Source organism: Roseovarius salincola (assembly GCF_026891095.1).
Taxonomy (GTDB): Bacteria; Pseudomonadota; Alphaproteobacteria; order Rhodobacterales; family Rhodobacteraceae; genus Roseovarius; species Roseovarius salincola.
In genome coordinates, this window is the sequence record NZ_JAPTNL010000003.1 from 289,413 (window position 1) to 303,173 (window position 13,761).

Below are 13,761 nucleotides of genomic sequence, written 5' to 3' on the forward strand. Positions count from 1 at the left end.
CTCGGTGCTGAAAATAATTAGGGGAAGGTCACGCTTCCCCTTTTCGCGGTGGACGGGCTTATTCTACTGACCTGCCACATCCAGAAACCGGTCCAGCCGCGCATTGCCCTCTTTGTAGGCGTCTGCATCGGGCGCGGACCCGGTCGCGGCATCGGGGTCTCGCGCTTCCATGGCATCGATCTCATCACGTCTCTTGCCGCCGCGGCTTTTAACCGGGGCTCCAAGCTCCCCGGATCGGGCCTTCGGCACATCCAGCGCCCCGATCTTTGCCTCGAGCGCGCGGAGTTGGCCCTGCAGCCCACGCATCTGATCTCCGGCTGAGGGGTACGGCAAGTCACCCGTCTGTTTGTCGTAAATCGCCTTGAAGAAGCGATCGTCGTAATACTTGATCCGCTTCGCGCGCACGGGCATTTGCGCGTCGACCACCATGACGATGTCACCCAGATCCATGCGCCGGGCTTCGTCCTCGGGCAGCAGCGCGGTTTCTTCGGTCCGCTCGGACATGCTGCGCCCGGCAAATGGGTTGCGGCCTACGGAGCGCGACCGGGTCACCACGCGTTTCGTGGTCTTGCCGACGGCCTTGCTGAGCTCTTCGATGGTCTTTTCATCCGAGGGGGTCAGGTAAAGCTTTATGCCGGCATTGCCCTGCAGCGCGCGGCGGGCGTTTTCGCCATAGATTTCATCGAGGGCGGGGATGGTCTGCGTGACGATCGCCAGGTTTGCCCGGTAGGAGCGCAAGGTCTCGATACTGTCCATCACGATGGGCATTTTGCCCAAGCGGTTGAACTCATCGAGCATAATCATCACCGGCCAGGGCTCATCCTTGCCCGGCTCGTGATCCTGCAGCGAGGCAAGAAGATCCGAGAAGAACAGCCGGATCAAGGGCGCCAGCGGTTTTACCATCAACGGCTCGACCACCAGATAGACGCTGAAGGGCGCCTTGCGGATATCGCGGAAGTCGAAGTCCGAGGTCTCGGTCGCGCGGTCGATGGCGGGGTTTGACCATTGTTTGAGACCAGAGGTCATCAGCAGCGAGAGGTAGGAGGTCAGCGTGTCATTATTGGTCGAAGCCATGCGCATGAAGATCAGTTTGGCTGCGGGATTCACCACCTCGTCAGCCCGACGACGGTATTCCTTCTGCTTGTCGCCGCCCGAGGCCGTGATGCGGTAGATCTCGCCCAGGGTCGGCCGCTTGCGCTCGAATGCCAGAAGCCCGGCCGCGACGAACAGGTCGATACCGCCGTCGAGAAGGCCCTGCACGCGATCACTGTCAGCCTGCAGGAAAAGCGATGCCAGAAGCTGCAGCTCCATCTGCTGGCGATCGACATTCTCGAGCGACGCGATGCGCAGGAGGGGGTTGTAGCGATGCGAGCGGCCATCCTTCCAATCGGTGGGGGCAAAGCGGAACACCCGGTCACCCTGAGCGGCACGGCGACGCGCGGTCGCCTCGAAGTTCTCACCCTTGACGTCCAGTACCACCGCGCTGCCCTGATAGGTCAGCAGGTTCGGGATCACGAAGCCCGTGGTCTTGCCGCGTCCCGTGGGGGCCACGATCAGGGCATGTGGAAAGACCTTGGACATCACGAAGGGCGCGCGGCCGCGGGGCGCGCCCATCTTGCCCAGGATGAAGCCGTGGCCGGGCTTGCCGAAAAAGCCGTTGCGCTTCATCTCGGCGCGCGTCTGCCAATGGGTTTCGCCAAAGCGGGTGAGTGCGTCATTCATCAAGACGGCGCTTAGGAGCAGTCCGGCACCCGCATTGATGCCGATGATCAGATGCACAATCTGCATGTCAGCGGGGTTGGTAACGCGCAGATCGGCATAGCTGCGGGCGATCAACAGGAAATCAATCTCGGCACCGATACCAAACCAGCGGAAGGTGACAAAGGCCGAGGCCAAGGCATAGCCGAGCGCGGCGCCAAGCAGCGCAAAGCTCAGAACCCCGAGAGCGATGCGGGCCTTACCCATGGCTCACGCCCTTTTCACCGTCGGTTTCTGCATGGCGCGCGCGCTGGACGTCGATCTCTTCATTGGCGATCTCGTCGCGCACGTGCTCCATGGCCGCGCTGTTTGCCAGCGCGGCATCGCTCTGCAAATAGGCCTTGGCCATGTAGAGCCGGTCCAGCCGATCCTCGAGGACCTCGTCCAGAGCCGCGTCATTGCCCATCGCCAGTTCAGCCGTGCGCTCCTCGCCGATCATGTCACCAATTTCCTCGCGCAATGTCGCCTGCTCAGCGGGATCACGGAACGGATCAGCGCTCGGGTCATCGCGCATGCGGGTCATCACATCGGCGGTGGTCGGCGGCAGGTCAGCGATATCGGGATCACGGACGGCGCGCTCTATTCGCTCCGCCTCATCCACGGCCCCGCTGTCGCGCAGCACCTCGGCCTCAGCCAACACGCGGCCCAGATCACCATGCGCCGCGTCGAGCCAGTCGATGGCCGCCTCCAGCTCATCCGCCCGGTTTAAATCCAGCCCCTCTGTCTCGGCAATGGCCTTGAGGTCCTGGCTCAGCCACTGCCGCTCCAGCGCGGCATTGTCGGCGCCCAGCTTGACACGGGCAACGACGTCTTGCGCGGAGATCCCGGTGCCGTCGAGCGCGCGTTCGACGCGCTCGGCCAGCTCTGGGGCCTGCAGCCGCTCGGCGGCCTCGCGGTCGATGTTCGCGGTGGAATAGATCCCGCTGGCCGAAGGGGCGTCCAGCAGCGTGTGGGATTGCGACCCGATCGGGCTCAGATGCGAGATATCGCGGTAAATCTCGTTGAGCTCATGCTCCAGCGCCACGCGCCGGTCCGGCGGGGCCTCAGCGACCACGCGCTCGGCCTGGGCGATCTTGTCATGGAACGCATCCACGACCTCGTCGAATGAGAGCTGGTCCTCTGCCATGCCATACACCTTTCCATCTGCTGTGATTGCCTGACCTTGTCCGAGCAGCGTCGCCGCCCGGTTCAGGGCTGTCGCGATCTCCTCATGGGTTTCGCGCGAGGCCTCGGCCGCAAGCCCGCGATAAAGCCGGGCGTGCCCGGCAATTTCCGCCAGGGCTCGGTCAAGCTCAGGGCCCACACGCTCCCGCTCGCATACCGTCTGGCCGCTCTCCATGGCGCGCCGCACCTGCGCATCGGCCGGGGCCTTGGTCACCACGCCGCGCTCCGCCCGCCTTGTCGCCTCGAGCCGCAGACCATAGCGGTCGCTCACCTCCACCATCGCCTCGCGGAAGGCGTCATAGTTGAAGTGATGGTCCCGCTTGAGAAAGAAGACCTCGCCATCCTTGCTGCGCCGGTTCAGCACGATATGCGCATGCGGGTGGTCGCGGTCCTCATGGACGGCGGCGATATAGTCAAAATGGCTACCCTCGCCCTGGAAAAAGCGCTCGCAGATCTCGCGGGTGATCTCGCCTACATCCTCGCCCCGTGTGCCGATGGGAAAAGCCATCAGCAGATGCGAGGTATGTCCCAGCTTGGGGTGGAACCCCTCGTTCCATTGCGCAGCAAAACGGCGGGTGACCTGTTCGGCTTCCTTCTCGCTGAGCCGCTCCTGCCCGTCATAGGTGCCGCGGCTGTCGATGATCATGCTGGATTTCGAAGTAAGGTAGCCAAGCTGATTGCGCAGCTGCGCCCGGGTATGGGTCCCGCCACCGCGAATGGCTTTGAAGATCGCGGGCGAATGCCCCATGGCGGCGCGCACCATCTGCTTCTGGCGCGCCCGCGGGACGCTGCCACTGATCCGGCTCCAGTCGCGGTCGAAGAACGCGCTCTGGGCCGCGGCCACGGCGGTATTATTCCGGGCCATCGCTTGCTCCCTCCAGCACCCGCACAACCTCGGCTGAGAGCGCGCCACGCCGACGCTCGGCCATCTCCTGTACCTGGTCGGCGATATCAAAAACCATCGTGCCCAGGGCTCGCACCTGGGCATGGGCGCCGTCGCCATAGGGCGGGGTCTTGCCGCGCCGCTTTGCCTCGTTCAGCCGCTGCGCGATCTGGTTCACGTTATTGCCCGCACGGTTCAGCGCCGCCGAGAGCCCGCGCATCTCAAAGGCCAGATCATCATCGGGCACGAAGAGATCACTGGCGGCATGGATCAGCCGGCGCAGCGCCTCGGCCCGGCTTGCGATCTCGCGCCGGGCTAGCACCGCGTCGAAGCGAGACAGCTCCTGCGCGGTGAGCCGGACATTCACCACCTCGCTGCGCACCCGCCCGTCGATCTGGCGGCTCCGGTCGGTCTGCAGCGTGTAGTAGATCGTCCGCGGTGTGACACCGAACTCCCGCGCCAGATCGGCCACCGGCACGCCCTGCCCGCGCTTGCGCACGATGGCGAAGCGCTGCTCCTGGCTCAGCCGGTTCACTGGTTTGGCGCGGGATCGGGCCATGTGAAGTAATCACCCCTATTTCTTGCCACTCTCATACAGGCAGCACCGTTATGACGCTTCGTCATAATTGTTGCAATACTATCATATTGCAGCAACTGCCTGTATTCCGTTTGGCAGCCAGGGGCTGCCTCTTTCGCCGGGGGGCAGAATGTCCCTCCGGCGGGTCTTCATGCTCCGGGTCGATCCCGGGCGTGAAGGGGCTCTGGGTAGGGACCCGCGCTTGATTCATGCCGAGAGCATCGGTATATTCAAATAGAATATAGGTGGAGTGAGAACGACCATGGCCAGCACATCAATGACCCTCGGCCCCCACTGGGAGGGCTTCATCAAAAGCGAGATCGAGGCGGGGCGCTATGCAACCGCATCGGAGGTCGTGCGCGCCGGTTTGCGGGAGCTTGAAGAACGTAGCACCAAGCTTGAGGCGCTGAGGGATCATCTCGCCACTGGGCACGCGGAGGCGCTGAGAGGCGCCTATGTCGACACCTCGGCCGAAGACATCATTACTCGGGCCAAAACGCGGGCAGCCGGCTCCGATCAATGACCGCAACTTACAGGTTGACGCCAGCAGCCCTTCGCGACCTGGACAACATCGCAGATTACACGCTCGCCCACTGGGGCGTGGACCAGATGGATAGATATGTCCGGCGCCTGATGGAGCGCTGCGCGTGGCTTGCAGGCTACCCCAACGCTGGCAGACGCAGGCCGGATATCCATCCCGAATACATGTGCTTTCCGGAAGGCAAGCATCTGGTCTTCTACCTTTCAGAGGCGGACCAAGTCACCGTCATCGGGATCGTGCACCAGTCCATGGATGTGGTCGCGCATTTTGACGGGTGATCTTAGGTTGTGCGCAGGTTCCTTCGAGCAGTGATGGCGGGCCCGAAGGCCGCCCCCGGAGCCAGTCTTGGATGACCGCGGCCGCGGCGCGGCGGCGCTCGTCATGGCCGAAGTCGTCAAAGCTCTCGGCGACGAGCCGGTGCCGTTTGCGCCTCAGACATGGGGCAGCAATTCACCGGGCAGGATCATCTCCGGGCTGACCACCAGTCCGGCGAAAAACCCGTCCAGTTCTGGCAACAACATGCCGCCCGCCTCTTCCGGGATCGAAAGCAACAGGGCGTCGAGCTCGTCCAGGTCTTTGTCGCTGAGCATCCGCTCCTCCTAGCGCCAGTTTTGTCCTGGCATCATGAGGTCCAGCACATGCACCTCGTTCGTGTCTTCATGGTATTCGTAGAGGTAGGTGTAGCCTTCAAGCGTCAGAAAGCGCACCCTGCCCTGGAAGAGCGCGCCAGCCTCGGGGAAGTCTGACAGGGTGCGCGCCATGCGCTGGTGAATGCCCTCAAGGAAATTCAGCACATCCGGGATTTCGCTGGGGTCAACGTGGTCGATCAGGCGCAGGATCGCTCCATCCACCTCGGGAGCGAGAATGATCGTCGCGTTCTTCATGCAGGGCTATCAGGAAATGCGGGACAGCGCGCGGTCGCGCAGCGACGCAAAATAGCTATCGTCCGCGACAAGGCCATTGCCCTCGGCAATCGCCTTGCGCCCGGCCTCCAGCCGCCGGTTGATCTCCAGCTGTGCCATCAGCGCATCGAGTACGGAACGTTTGCCCTCTGCCACCTCGGCCTTGAGCGGGTCAGCCAGGAAAGCATCCGCCAAAGCCTGAACATCCTGCATCGAGAACATTGCGGCGATCTCGCGGTTGTTCTTCGTCACCATCACCGGCTCACGGTGGGTCGCCTCCAGAAGGCGGCCAAAGCTGTTCTTGGCCTCAACGGCCGTCACGGTTTTCATGGTCATACTCGCAGGGGTTACAAGCTATCACTGGACTGTATAGCCAGAATGGCTTGTTTTGCAAGTTTTTGAGTGTCGAACCTTGGATGCGTTCCCGCTTGCCGCAATCTGGCCCCAAGGATAATCCAGTTTCCCCCTCGGCGCTGTCATCTGACCCAAACGCCCCGTACCGACAAGCGGGGCAGATACGCCGCGACGGCGCAATGTGGTGGGCTGCCTTGGGGATGGCGGGCCCGACGGCCCGCCCCCGGGATCAGTCTTCGACGACCGCGGCCGCGGCGCGGCGGCGCTCGTCGTGGCTGACGTCGTCGAAGCTCTCGGCGGCGAGGGTGACACCGTAGACGGTGGTGCCGTCCTGAGCCTCCCACTGGCTCTGACGGATCGTCCCGCGCGCGTGGACGATATCGCCGGGGCGGACGTTGGCCTTGGCCCAGGTGATGGCCGCCTCGTTGAACAGGGTCACCTCGTTCCAGAAGGCGTTGGGCTGGAAGTTGCCCTGCTCGTCCTTGCGGCCGTACTCAGCGGCGATGCTGATGCGCAGGGTCGGGCCGACCTCCTTGAGTTTGCCAACCCGGCCGATGATTTGGAATTCGCTGAAGCTCCGCATGATCTCATCTCCTTTTCAATGCGTGGTTCGATGGGAAACGCCCGGGCCGGGACGGGCTGCGATCCACTGCAAAATCGGAGGGTTCGCGGCGCGGAAACCGATTTTGTGGTTGAAGGGCGTGGCACCGCCGCGCCCGGTCGCCAAAGCCTGGCCCGCGCCAAAGGTCGCGTTTTGAGAACTCCGCAGAAAAGGTGGGGCCCAGATCGGCATGCGCGCGTCAGACGTCCAAATCGGCCGGGTGCTATGACCAGTGGTCGGCATCTCCAGCAAAGACATTCGCGCGCCTCGACCAAGAACAGGGCATACCAGCCAAGGCCTGAGAACGACCGGGATCCATGAGACAAGGCGGCCCGGACCGAGGCGGAGCAGTCCGGGCCGGAGCAGCGACCAAGACCCCGGGCAGACCGGTCTCGATCGCAGGCAGAGCCGGCGTCAGGGCTTGTGGCTGTCAATCCAGCGGCTCAGCATCTGCCGATCCTGAAAGCATTCGTCTGGAACATTGGTGCGCTTGATCGCGGCGAGGCGCTCCGCGAAGGCAACCTGCTTTGACGTGGGACGGCGCGCCGCGTCTGAGGCTTGGGCGCTCGCCTTCTGCGCATCGATCCACCGCGACAAGGCCCTGCGGTCCTGCTGCGCTTGCCAGGGCAAGATCGCATTGGTCTGTATTGCAAGCTGACGCGCATAGAGAATTTGCTTTTCCGTCGGCGGCAAGGTGCCCGGCGCGGGCATCATGGTGGCTGTATCAGACATCGGGGCAGCTCCTCTGTTGATGCGCCAAAACTGGAACAAAGCATGATCAAAGTCAAGTATGTTGTGCCTCTCCACCAAATCTACGCAACATATAGTGTCGCCACTTGACGCCTCACCGTCTGACGCGGTCGCCAGCGTGCGACGCGCCGGTCCGGTCGGCGGGCGGGCCCGCCCCGCATGCCGACAGGACAAAATTTTGCGCTCCGCACCGCCAGCAGCGGGCCGGCGGTGCGCTCGGGTCAGTGGCTCCAGTGCTCCGTGCCAGCGCGGGTCACGAAGAGTTTCCGGCCATACATCCGCACCGGCCGCGTGCTGCCATCGCTGCATTCCACATGGCCGCAATTGCCGTCATACTGTGGATGCTCCGGCCACTCCGCGCGGGTGCTGAAGCCGGTGACGTTGTAGCACCACGGGCCGGGCGTCGCCGGACCCGGCGCATAGGTGAACACACCCGTCGCGGGGTCGTAGTCCTCAAGCACGCGCGCAAACTCTCGCGCGACACGCCACCCGTTTATCTCTCCGACCTGCCAGCCAGTGCCATCCGGACGGCGCAAGTCCTGAACGATCCGCACTCTGGTCATGCCTGCCCCTCCTGCTCAGAGGGGGCGACAAAGAACTGATCCGGCTGGCCATTGAGTCGCGTGCCGCTCCGGTCGGTCAGCCCGATGGTGTCGCCATTCCGGATGAACACGATCAGGTATTGCCCAAGACGGTCACAAATAACGCGGTAGCCCGGGTTGGCCCAGTGGACGCGATGCCTCGCGTCCACGGCTGCCTTGATCTCCTGCAGGGTCATCTCAGCGCCTCCTCGAGCATTGCGATGGCCACAAGGCAATCGTCGATGAAAGGGCCCTCCTCTCCTTCAAGATCGTTCAGCTCCAGCCGGCTCAGGGCGCTGTAAAGCGCGGCCCTGGCCTCCTGCGCGGCGCTGCGCAGGGTAAAGGTATCTTCAAGGCGGGCGGTTGCGAGGTTGTCGCTGTAATGATCAACGCTCATTGCTCTGCTCCCGTCCCGGTCTTCCAGCGCGGGGCGATATCCTTCAGCGCAACGGTGAACGGCGCGAGCTGGTCAAAACCGTTCGCGTTCCCCACCACCTGCACTATGGCGCGGGCTTCTCCAACCTCGAGGATCTCCACGGCGAATACGCCGCCCATGCCGGACGGCACGACGATCTCCTTCAGGGCAGACCGGTGCTTGCCGCAAAAGACGCAAGCCGCATAGAGCCCGGCGATGATGTGGCCGCCGGTGGTGCGGTCGCAATCGCAGGTCCAGAATTGCGGGGGGTGATATGTGTGAGCCATCTGTGGCCTCCTTCCGATTGACGCGGTCGGCGGGTGCTGCCTTGCCTTCCGCCTTTGGGCTGCGCCTCGGCCAATCTGATCTGACCGGAAACGCATGTTTCCGGCGGAACAGAGTGGCTGAGGGCAAAGCCCGACCCACGGCCCGGGAGCGGACAGTCAAAGGATCGCAGACGGGGATGGTGCGGCCCGCAGGCCTTGGGCCGAGGACACGGTCCCCGGCGAAGACGACGCGCATGCGGCGCTTGTCTTTTGACTTTCCGATCCCGGGATGTTGGGCGGATCTCTTAAAACAGAAACAGGCCTGCGCGGGGCTGAGCGGGCCAAGGGCCCGTCGAGGCCGCGCGCAGACATTTGCACCATGTCGCCCGTGCGCATCAGCGCGGGCTCCACTCTCATCTTGCACGAAGGGGCATCACCCGCATGGGCCGAGACAGCGGCCCGCTGGCTCGGGTCCGGCTGGCCGGACTAGAACCTGGTCACGGCAGGGACGTGCCACAAGGAATGTCGGCTCTGCGCAGAAAGCGGGTTTTGCAAAGGAGGCCAGCGTCAGCCCCTGGGGTGGCGATCCAGCGTGATTTCTATTGCCGGGGCCGGAACAGCACCGAAACCAGGCAACGAACCCAACGCAAATCTTTGCCGCGCGGAATCAAGGCCGAAGGCCGCCGCGCATCGCCGGGCCGCCCCCCGGCACGGCGATTGGGCTGGTCTTGGTACATCGCATGAATGTCGCGCGCCAGTTGCAGAGATAAACCGCGAAAGCGTTGCCGTCTGATCGCCGCACCGCGGCCCGTCAATGCGCGGCTTGATCGAGCGTCCGCTCAGAGGCTGACTGCCGTCATCTGACAATTTTTATAGGCCTTTCGAAACACGGCACCGTCCGCAGCTGCGCACCCACTCTGACCTACCCTTCCAATGGCCGTTCGTTCCTGCCGGCCGCGCCAGATGGCGGCGGCTCCCGCGCGGACAGCGCCGGTCCGGTTTGAGGTCGGGCTCGCTCCGGCCTCAAACCGGACAATTTTTCAGCCTTCCGGATGCCCAAGGCAAAACCCCCGCCACGGTTGGCGGGGGCTGCAGCTGATCAAAGCGTGATCCCGGGTTTGAGGTTTCCGTCCGGGTCCAGCCATCGGCGCGCTTCGGCGCAGTCAAGGCAGATGCAGGTGCCAGCGCCGGCCACCACCACGGGAGCCAGGAAGATCACCGGGTTAGACGTGCCGCATTTGCGGCACGTCATTGGGGGCAGGATTGCCGGGGCCGTCATGCGGCGGCCTCCTCGCGGCGGTCGGCGGCGTCCATCAGGAAATCGGCCGCCTTCTGGGCCTCGGACGCGGCGCGGAAGATCGCGCGCTTGTCATCTTTCAAGGCCTGAAGCCAGCTTTCCACATAGGCCGCGCTCTGATCGAATTCCGGCTCGATGCCGAGCTGCGCGCCAAGGAAACAAGCGCCGATCTCGGCCACCAGCTCCTCGAAGGCATAGGCCTCGCGGTTGGCGAATTTCTTGATCCGGTCAAGGCGTTTCTCGCTGCCAGTCCAATGGATTGATTCATGGGCAAGGGTCGCAAAATACCCCTTCGCATCGTGGAACGTCGCCACGGGCGGCATATGGATGTGATCCTTTGCCGGGCTGTAATAGGCGCGCGGCTCGTCGGTGGTCACGATCTCCGCGCCAGTGCGGGCGAAAAACTCCTCCAGTTCCGGGTCGGCCTCGGTGCCAAGGTCGCAGGCCGGTTCGGGCTGGATATAGTATTCCTCTGACAAGCCCTCGATCTGATCGGCGTTGAACACGCGATAGGCGCGGGCATAGGGGATCTCCTCCTCCATGCCGGCCTCGTTCTCGCGCTTGAACGTGCCGTATTTGACGACCGTGGCGGATTTCTCGCTCTTGCAAACCTGCGCGCCAAGTTCCTGCGCCTGCTTGTAGGTCATCCAGCGGCTCGACAGGTAGCCCTGCTTTGCCGCCATTACCCAAAGCATCAGCACGTTGATGCCGCGATATTCCTCACCGTTGTGCCGGGTGGGAAAGGCAATGCCGGACGTGCTGCCGGTCCACGGCTTGCGCCATGGCGGCGTGCCAGCCTCGATTTCAGCGATGATGGTGTCGGTGACATGGGTGTAAACGTCAAACTTCGGTGCCATGTGTGGCCTCCCTTCAAGGTGACGCGAAAGGGCCCTTCCCTTCCGCCGATGGGCTGCGCCTCGGCCACCTGATCTGACCGAATACGCATGTATTCGGCGGAACAGAGTGGGAGAGGGCGAAGCCCGACCCACGGCCCTGAACGGGGCTGTCAACCAGCCACATTTGCGAAGAAAATGTCTGCCCCAAAAACCGACGCCAATTTGCGCCGCGAGGAATGGCTCGCTCGCGAGACAGGGGAAATTGGCGGCTGCTTTTGGGGATGGCGTGTGGTTGACCGACCCGATCAGGGCTGTTGGGCGGACCAAACAAACACAAAGATGCCTGAGCCGGGGTGAGCGGGCCATAGGCCCGTCGATCCCCTGCGAAGTCTGCCGCCTCAGCTGCCCGCGCGCATCAGCGCGGGTTCAATAAAAAAGGCACCGCGAGGTGCCCTGAAAAGATGTTCTTTTCAAATGTGGGTAAGCTCAAAGCCTCATTTGCGGAAGATGCCGGCCTCTTCCTCGAGCTGCTTGATGCGCTGCTCTATAAAATCCTGGATCTCGGCGCCCATCTTGCGGCCCGTCGCGCTGCAGGCCGTCTTGAAGCGGGTATGCATCGACGCCGGCAGATCAAGGCTCAGCCGTTTCATCGGCTCGGTCGGCCGTGCCCCAGCGTCCCCATCCACCGGACGATCATGTCCCGCGCCGCCTTGCTCGTAGGCGCTGATCTGGTCATCCGTTGGCGGCTTGGGCTTCGGCGCTGTTGAAAACGTCTTCTTGGGCATAAGCGTCAATCTCGGTTGTGAGGGTTTCGATTTCGTCAGCCGCGCGGCTCCCCGGCGCCCATTCGAAAATGGTCTGGCCCATGGTCAGGCTCTCGGCAAACGCGACGCGCTGCTCGATCTCCGCGTCGAGGATTGGGATGCCTGCCTCTGCGGCCATGGTACGGATTTCGCGGCCGATCACCGTATTCCCGATTTTGCGGGAAACCACGAACCCACATTTGAGGGTTGGCTTGAAGTCCTGCGCCTCACGGACCTGCGTTACGGTAAGATCCGAGGCCCACGCCGAGAGGCCTGAAGGCTCGATCGGCAAGACAACGAAGTCCGAGGCGATAATGCAGGAGCGCGCCACCTCTTGGGCGTGGGGCGGCCCATCGATGATGGTGTGCGTGTAGTCCGCCGCGAGTTTCAACGCGTCACGCGCCATATTCGCCCGCGCCATGTTTACCACCTGGAACGGCGCCTCCTCGCGCAGGCCGGCCCAGGTGCTGGCCGAGGCTTGCTTGTCGGCGTCGATCAAAAGCACCTTTCGACCCCTTCTGGCCAACTGCGCCGCTACATTCACGGCCAGCGTGGTTTTGCCGACGCCGCCTTTCTGATTGAGGAACGAGATGATCATGCGCAAAGACTCTCACAATGCAGGGTATGTGTAAATGTAAAAACCCACATTTGAGCATATATAGGAATGTGGCAAGAGCTCTTTGGCATGCTCGAAGCCTCTTGGTTTCAGATGGCTTGGGGCTCAGGCACCACCCTGCACCTGCGCGCGGTTCTTGATCGCTACGGACACTGGAGCAGCAGATGCGCACGTCTTGTGTAAGCGGCTCACTGCAGAGCGGACAAAATCACAGGACTTCAGGCCCAAGATCATCATCCCCCGACGCCAAGCCGTTCGGCCACATCCTCGAACCCCGGATCAGCCGCGTAGATGCGCTCGAACTGCTGGCGCGCCCGGGCGCGCTGGCCGGTCTCATCGTACAGCACCGCCCGGTCGTAGCGGATCTGATGCAAGAGCCCATCGGGCCGGTCCTTGCGGCGGCGGTTGGCCAGGGTAAACACATCTATCGCGGCATCCGGCAGGCCCAGTGCGGAGAGCGCACGGCCGCGATAGAGCAGGATCGCAGTATCGACCGGGGTCTTGTTCTCCACATGCACCGTGGCGCGCACCACCCGGTCCATGAGGGAGCGATCGCCGGGCGTGTCGAGCGCCAGTTCCACGAAGGACAAAAGCACCACCGGATCGGTCGGGTCGAGCTCCATCAACCGCTCGACATGCGCCATGGCGTCATCATGGCGGCCCTCGATCTGCGCGATTTCCAGCAGGGCCAGCCGTGTGCCCCGTTCGCGCGGGAGGATGTGGGCGAAGATATCCTCGGTGATCGGCAGGCTGGCTTGCGCAGCGATCTCGTATTTCTCGAACAGCACGCCCAGATCTGAGAGGCGATCCAGAGCATGGTCGAAATGGGCCTTGGCAGCTTCGAACTCCTCACGGCGCAGGCGGATCAGCCCGGCCATCCAGGCCGCATCAGGCAAATCACGCGCCTCCTCCAGCGCGGTGAGTGCCGTGTCCAGATCCCCCTCGTTCAATGCGCGAATACCATCGACGAAGCGCTTCTCGTCCGCCGGGGTGAAAAGCCGCTGAAAGAACCCGAGGGTCAACCGGTCCTGCGCCGCCACCTCTGGTGCAGGGGCCGCGCCGCCGCGGCCCGCCCGCTTGCGATCATGAACGGTATAGAACAACCCCGTCCCGGTAAGCCCTGCCGTCGCCCGATTGCCGCGCGGGCTGATGGTGTATTTCGCGCCCTGCGGCCCAATAGACAGCGAAGCCATCGACTTCGACAGGTTAAGGGTCACGCCCGGGGCAAGGCGGATGCGGCGCCAGAAGCGGAAACTCATGCGATCACCCGCATGACATTCGCCAAATCTTTTTCAATGTAGTCAGTAATCGCACCACCTCGAAGCTCAGTCGTCACATTGCCACTCGTCACGAAGGCCCTCTACAACTTACAATGTTTCAGGAATGCCGCGGGTCGACCTAAACATAATTTAAGGGC

At 63.2% G+C, this 13,761-nt stretch carries 19 protein-coding genes; 2 read left to right on the top strand and 17 right to left on the bottom strand.

Annotation, left to right across the window (positions count from 1 at the left end; all coding sequences use genetic code 11):
• Nucleotides 1-63 precede the first annotated feature (63 nt).
• From N5A93_RS06370 to N5A93_RS06380, 3 genes are read right to left on the bottom strand one after another with little or no spacing between them, the layout of a single operon-like run.
• Entirely contained in the window at nucleotides 64-1,965 is a 1,902-nt protein-coding gene (locus N5A93_RS06370; RefSeq protein ID WP_268954239.1) for a type IV secretory system conjugative DNA transfer family protein, read from the bottom strand.
• Nucleotides 1,958-3,787 (bottom strand): relaxase/mobilization nuclease domain-containing protein, encoded by a 1,830-nt coding sequence (locus tag N5A93_RS06375; RefSeq protein WP_268954240.1) that lies wholly within the window; start codon nucleotides 3,785-3,787, stop codon nucleotides 1,958-1,960. The genes N5A93_RS06370 and N5A93_RS06375 overlap by 8 nt, the downstream gene beginning before the upstream one ends.
• Nucleotides 3,774-4,364, bottom strand: a complete 591-nt coding sequence (locus tag N5A93_RS06380) for a helix-turn-helix domain-containing protein (protein ID WP_268954241.1) — start codon at nucleotides 4,362-4,364, stop codon at nucleotides 3,774-3,776. Before N5A93_RS06380 ends, N5A93_RS06375 begins: the two co-directional genes overlap by 14 nt.
• Nucleotides 4,365-4,644: 280 nt before the next feature.
• Between N5A93_RS06380 and N5A93_RS06385 the strand changes: the two genes are divergently transcribed.
• Together N5A93_RS06385 and N5A93_RS06390 are read left to right on the top strand one after the other, a co-directional pair.
• Nucleotides 4,645-4,905, top strand: a complete 261-nt coding sequence (locus tag N5A93_RS06385; protein ID WP_268954242.1) for a type II toxin-antitoxin system ParD family antitoxin — start codon at nucleotides 4,645-4,647, stop codon at nucleotides 4,903-4,905.
• Entirely contained in the window at nucleotides 4,902-5,201 is a 300-nt protein-coding gene (locus N5A93_RS06390) for a type II toxin-antitoxin system RelE/ParE family toxin (RefSeq protein ID WP_268954243.1), read from the top strand. The genes N5A93_RS06385 and N5A93_RS06390 overlap by 4 nt, the downstream gene beginning before the upstream one ends.
• A gap of 153 nt (nucleotides 5,202-5,354) precedes the next feature.
• Here the strand turns inward: N5A93_RS06390 and N5A93_RS06395 are convergent, their stop codons facing one another.
• From N5A93_RS06395 to N5A93_RS06460, 14 genes are all read right to left on the bottom strand, one after another.
• Nucleotides 5,355-5,513, bottom strand: a complete 159-nt coding sequence (locus N5A93_RS06395) for a UPF0149 family protein (RefSeq protein ID WP_268954244.1) — start codon at nucleotides 5,511-5,513, stop codon at nucleotides 5,355-5,357.
• 9 nt (nucleotides 5,514-5,522) lie between these two features.
• Nucleotides 5,523-5,807, bottom strand: a complete 285-nt coding sequence (locus N5A93_RS06400; RefSeq protein WP_268954245.1) for a hypothetical protein — start codon at nucleotides 5,805-5,807, stop codon at nucleotides 5,523-5,525.
• Nucleotides 5,808-5,816: 9 nt separating this feature from the next.
• A complete protein-coding gene (locus tag N5A93_RS06405; protein ID WP_268954246.1) occupies nucleotides 5,817-6,161 on the bottom strand; it encodes a type II toxin-antitoxin system Phd/YefM family antitoxin in 345 nt (114 codons plus the stop codon).
• Nucleotides 6,162-6,408: 247 nt separating this feature from the next.
• Nucleotides 6,409-6,762: a single-stranded DNA-binding protein gene (locus N5A93_RS06410; protein WP_268954247.1), complete on the bottom strand. Its 354-nt coding sequence runs from the start codon at nucleotides 6,760-6,762 to the stop codon at nucleotides 6,409-6,411.
• 432 nt (nucleotides 6,763-7,194) lie between these two features.
• Nucleotides 7,195-7,512: a hypothetical protein gene (locus N5A93_RS06415; RefSeq protein WP_268954281.1), complete on the bottom strand. Its 318-nt coding sequence runs from the start codon at nucleotides 7,510-7,512 to the stop codon at nucleotides 7,195-7,197.
• A gap of 239 nt (nucleotides 7,513-7,751) precedes the next feature.
• The gene (locus N5A93_RS06420; protein ID WP_268954248.1) at nucleotides 7,752-8,093 is read right to left on the bottom strand and encodes a hypothetical protein; all 342 of its coding nucleotides are present in this window, start codon (nucleotides 8,091-8,093) and stop codon (nucleotides 7,752-7,754) included.
• Entirely contained in the window at nucleotides 8,090-8,308 is a 219-nt protein-coding gene (locus N5A93_RS06425) for a hypothetical protein (RefSeq protein ID WP_440590571.1), read from the bottom strand. The genes N5A93_RS06420 and N5A93_RS06425 overlap by 4 nt, the downstream gene beginning before the upstream one ends.
• Nucleotides 8,305-8,508, bottom strand: a complete 204-nt coding sequence (locus N5A93_RS06430) for a hypothetical protein (protein ID WP_268954249.1) — start codon at nucleotides 8,506-8,508, stop codon at nucleotides 8,305-8,307. Before N5A93_RS06430 ends, N5A93_RS06425 begins: the two co-directional genes overlap by 4 nt.
• Nucleotides 8,505-8,813, bottom strand: a complete 309-nt coding sequence (locus N5A93_RS06435) for a hypothetical protein (RefSeq protein WP_268954250.1) — start codon at nucleotides 8,811-8,813, stop codon at nucleotides 8,505-8,507. Before N5A93_RS06435 ends, N5A93_RS06430 begins: the two co-directional genes overlap by 4 nt.
• A 1,078-nt stretch (nucleotides 8,814-9,891) precedes the next feature.
• On the bottom strand, nucleotides 9,892-10,071 hold the full coding sequence (locus N5A93_RS06440; RefSeq protein ID WP_147317492.1) for a hypothetical protein: 180 nt from the start codon (nucleotides 10,069-10,071) through the stop codon (nucleotides 9,892-9,894).
• The gene (locus tag N5A93_RS06445; protein WP_268954251.1) at nucleotides 10,068-10,946 is read right to left on the bottom strand and encodes an ArdC family protein; all 879 of its coding nucleotides are present in this window, start codon (nucleotides 10,944-10,946) and stop codon (nucleotides 10,068-10,070) included. The genes N5A93_RS06440 and N5A93_RS06445 overlap by 4 nt, the downstream gene beginning before the upstream one ends.
• A 473-nt stretch (nucleotides 10,947-11,419) precedes the next feature.
• Entirely contained in the window at nucleotides 11,420-11,710 is a 291-nt protein-coding gene (locus N5A93_RS06450) for a hypothetical protein (RefSeq protein ID WP_268954252.1), read from the bottom strand.
• Nucleotides 11,658-12,326, bottom strand: coding sequence for a ParA family partition ATPase (gene parA, locus N5A93_RS06455; RefSeq protein ID WP_328405495.1), 669 nt, complete (start codon nucleotides 12,324-12,326; stop codon nucleotides 11,658-11,660). The genes N5A93_RS06450 and parA overlap by 53 nt, the downstream gene beginning before the upstream one ends.
• A gap of 251 nt (nucleotides 12,327-12,577) precedes the next feature.
• Nucleotides 12,578-13,603, bottom strand: coding sequence for a DUF4236 domain-containing protein (locus N5A93_RS06460; protein ID WP_268954254.1), 1,026 nt, complete (start codon nucleotides 13,601-13,603; stop codon nucleotides 12,578-12,580).
• Nucleotides 13,604-13,761 lie beyond the last annotated feature (158 nt).

Bases quoted from the DNA above. Each gene is read 5' to 3' on its own strand.
- N5A93_RS06430 (WP_268954249.1), bottom strand. From the start codon at position 8,508: ATGAGCGTTGATCATTACAGCGACAACCTCGCAACCGCCCGCCTTGAA.
- N5A93_RS06380 (WP_268954241.1), bottom strand. From the start codon at position 4,364: ATGGCCCGATCCCGCGCCAAACCAGTGAACCGGCTGAGCCAGGAGCAG.
- N5A93_RS06405 (WP_268954246.1), bottom strand. From the start codon at position 6,161: ATGACCATGAAAACCGTGACGGCCGTTGAGGCCAAGAACAGCTTTGGC.
- N5A93_RS06435 (WP_268954250.1), bottom strand. From the start codon at position 8,813: ATGGCTCACACATATCACCCCCCGCAATTCTGGACCTGCGATTGCGAC.
- N5A93_RS06440 (WP_147317492.1), bottom strand. From the start codon at position 10,071: ATGACGGCCCCGGCAATCCTGCCCCCAATGACGTGCCGCAAATGCGGC.
- N5A93_RS06370 (WP_268954239.1), bottom strand. From the start codon at position 1,965: ATGGGTAAGGCCCGCATCGCTCTCGGGGTTCTGAGCTTTGCGCTGCTT.
- N5A93_RS06395 (WP_268954244.1), bottom strand. From the start codon at position 5,513: ATGCTCAGCGACAAAGACCTGGACGAGCTCGACGCCCTGTTGCTTTCG.
- N5A93_RS06410 (WP_268954247.1), bottom strand. From the start codon at position 6,762: ATGCGGAGCTTCAGCGAATTCCAAATCATCGGCCGGGTTGGCAAACTC.
- N5A93_RS06415 (WP_268954281.1), bottom strand. From the start codon at position 7,512: ATGTCTGATACAGCCACCATGATGCCCGCGCCGGGCACCTTGCCGCCG.
- N5A93_RS06425 (WP_440590571.1), bottom strand. From the start codon at position 8,308: ATGACCCTGCAGGAGATCAAGGCAGCCGTGGACGCGAGGCATCGCGTC.
- N5A93_RS06420 (WP_268954248.1), bottom strand. From the start codon at position 8,093: ATGACCAGAGTGCGGATCGTTCAGGACTTGCGCCGTCCGGATGGCACT.
- N5A93_RS06445 (WP_268954251.1), bottom strand. From the start codon at position 10,946: ATGGCACCGAAGTTTGACGTTTACACCCATGTCACCGACACCATCATC.
- N5A93_RS06400 (WP_268954245.1), bottom strand. From the start codon at position 5,807: ATGAAGAACGCGACGATCATTCTCGCTCCCGAGGTGGATGGAGCGATC.
- N5A93_RS06450 (WP_268954252.1), bottom strand. From the start codon at position 11,710: ATGCCCAAGAAGACGTTTTCAACAGCGCCGAAGCCCAAGCCGCCAACG.
- N5A93_RS06385 (WP_268954242.1), top strand. From the start codon at position 4,645: ATGGCCAGCACATCAATGACCCTCGGCCCCCACTGGGAGGGCTTCATC.
- N5A93_RS06375 (WP_268954240.1), bottom strand. From the start codon at position 3,787: ATGGCCCGGAATAATACCGCCGTGGCCGCGGCCCAGAGCGCGTTCTTC.
- parA (WP_328405495.1), bottom strand. From the start codon at position 12,326: ATGATCATCTCGTTCCTCAATCAGAAAGGCGGCGTCGGCAAAACCACG.
- N5A93_RS06460 (WP_268954254.1), bottom strand. From the start codon at position 13,603: ATGAGTTTCCGCTTCTGGCGCCGCATCCGCCTTGCCCCGGGCGTGACC.
- N5A93_RS06390 (WP_268954243.1), top strand. From the start codon at position 4,902: ATGACCGCAACTTACAGGTTGACGCCAGCAGCCCTTCGCGACCTGGAC.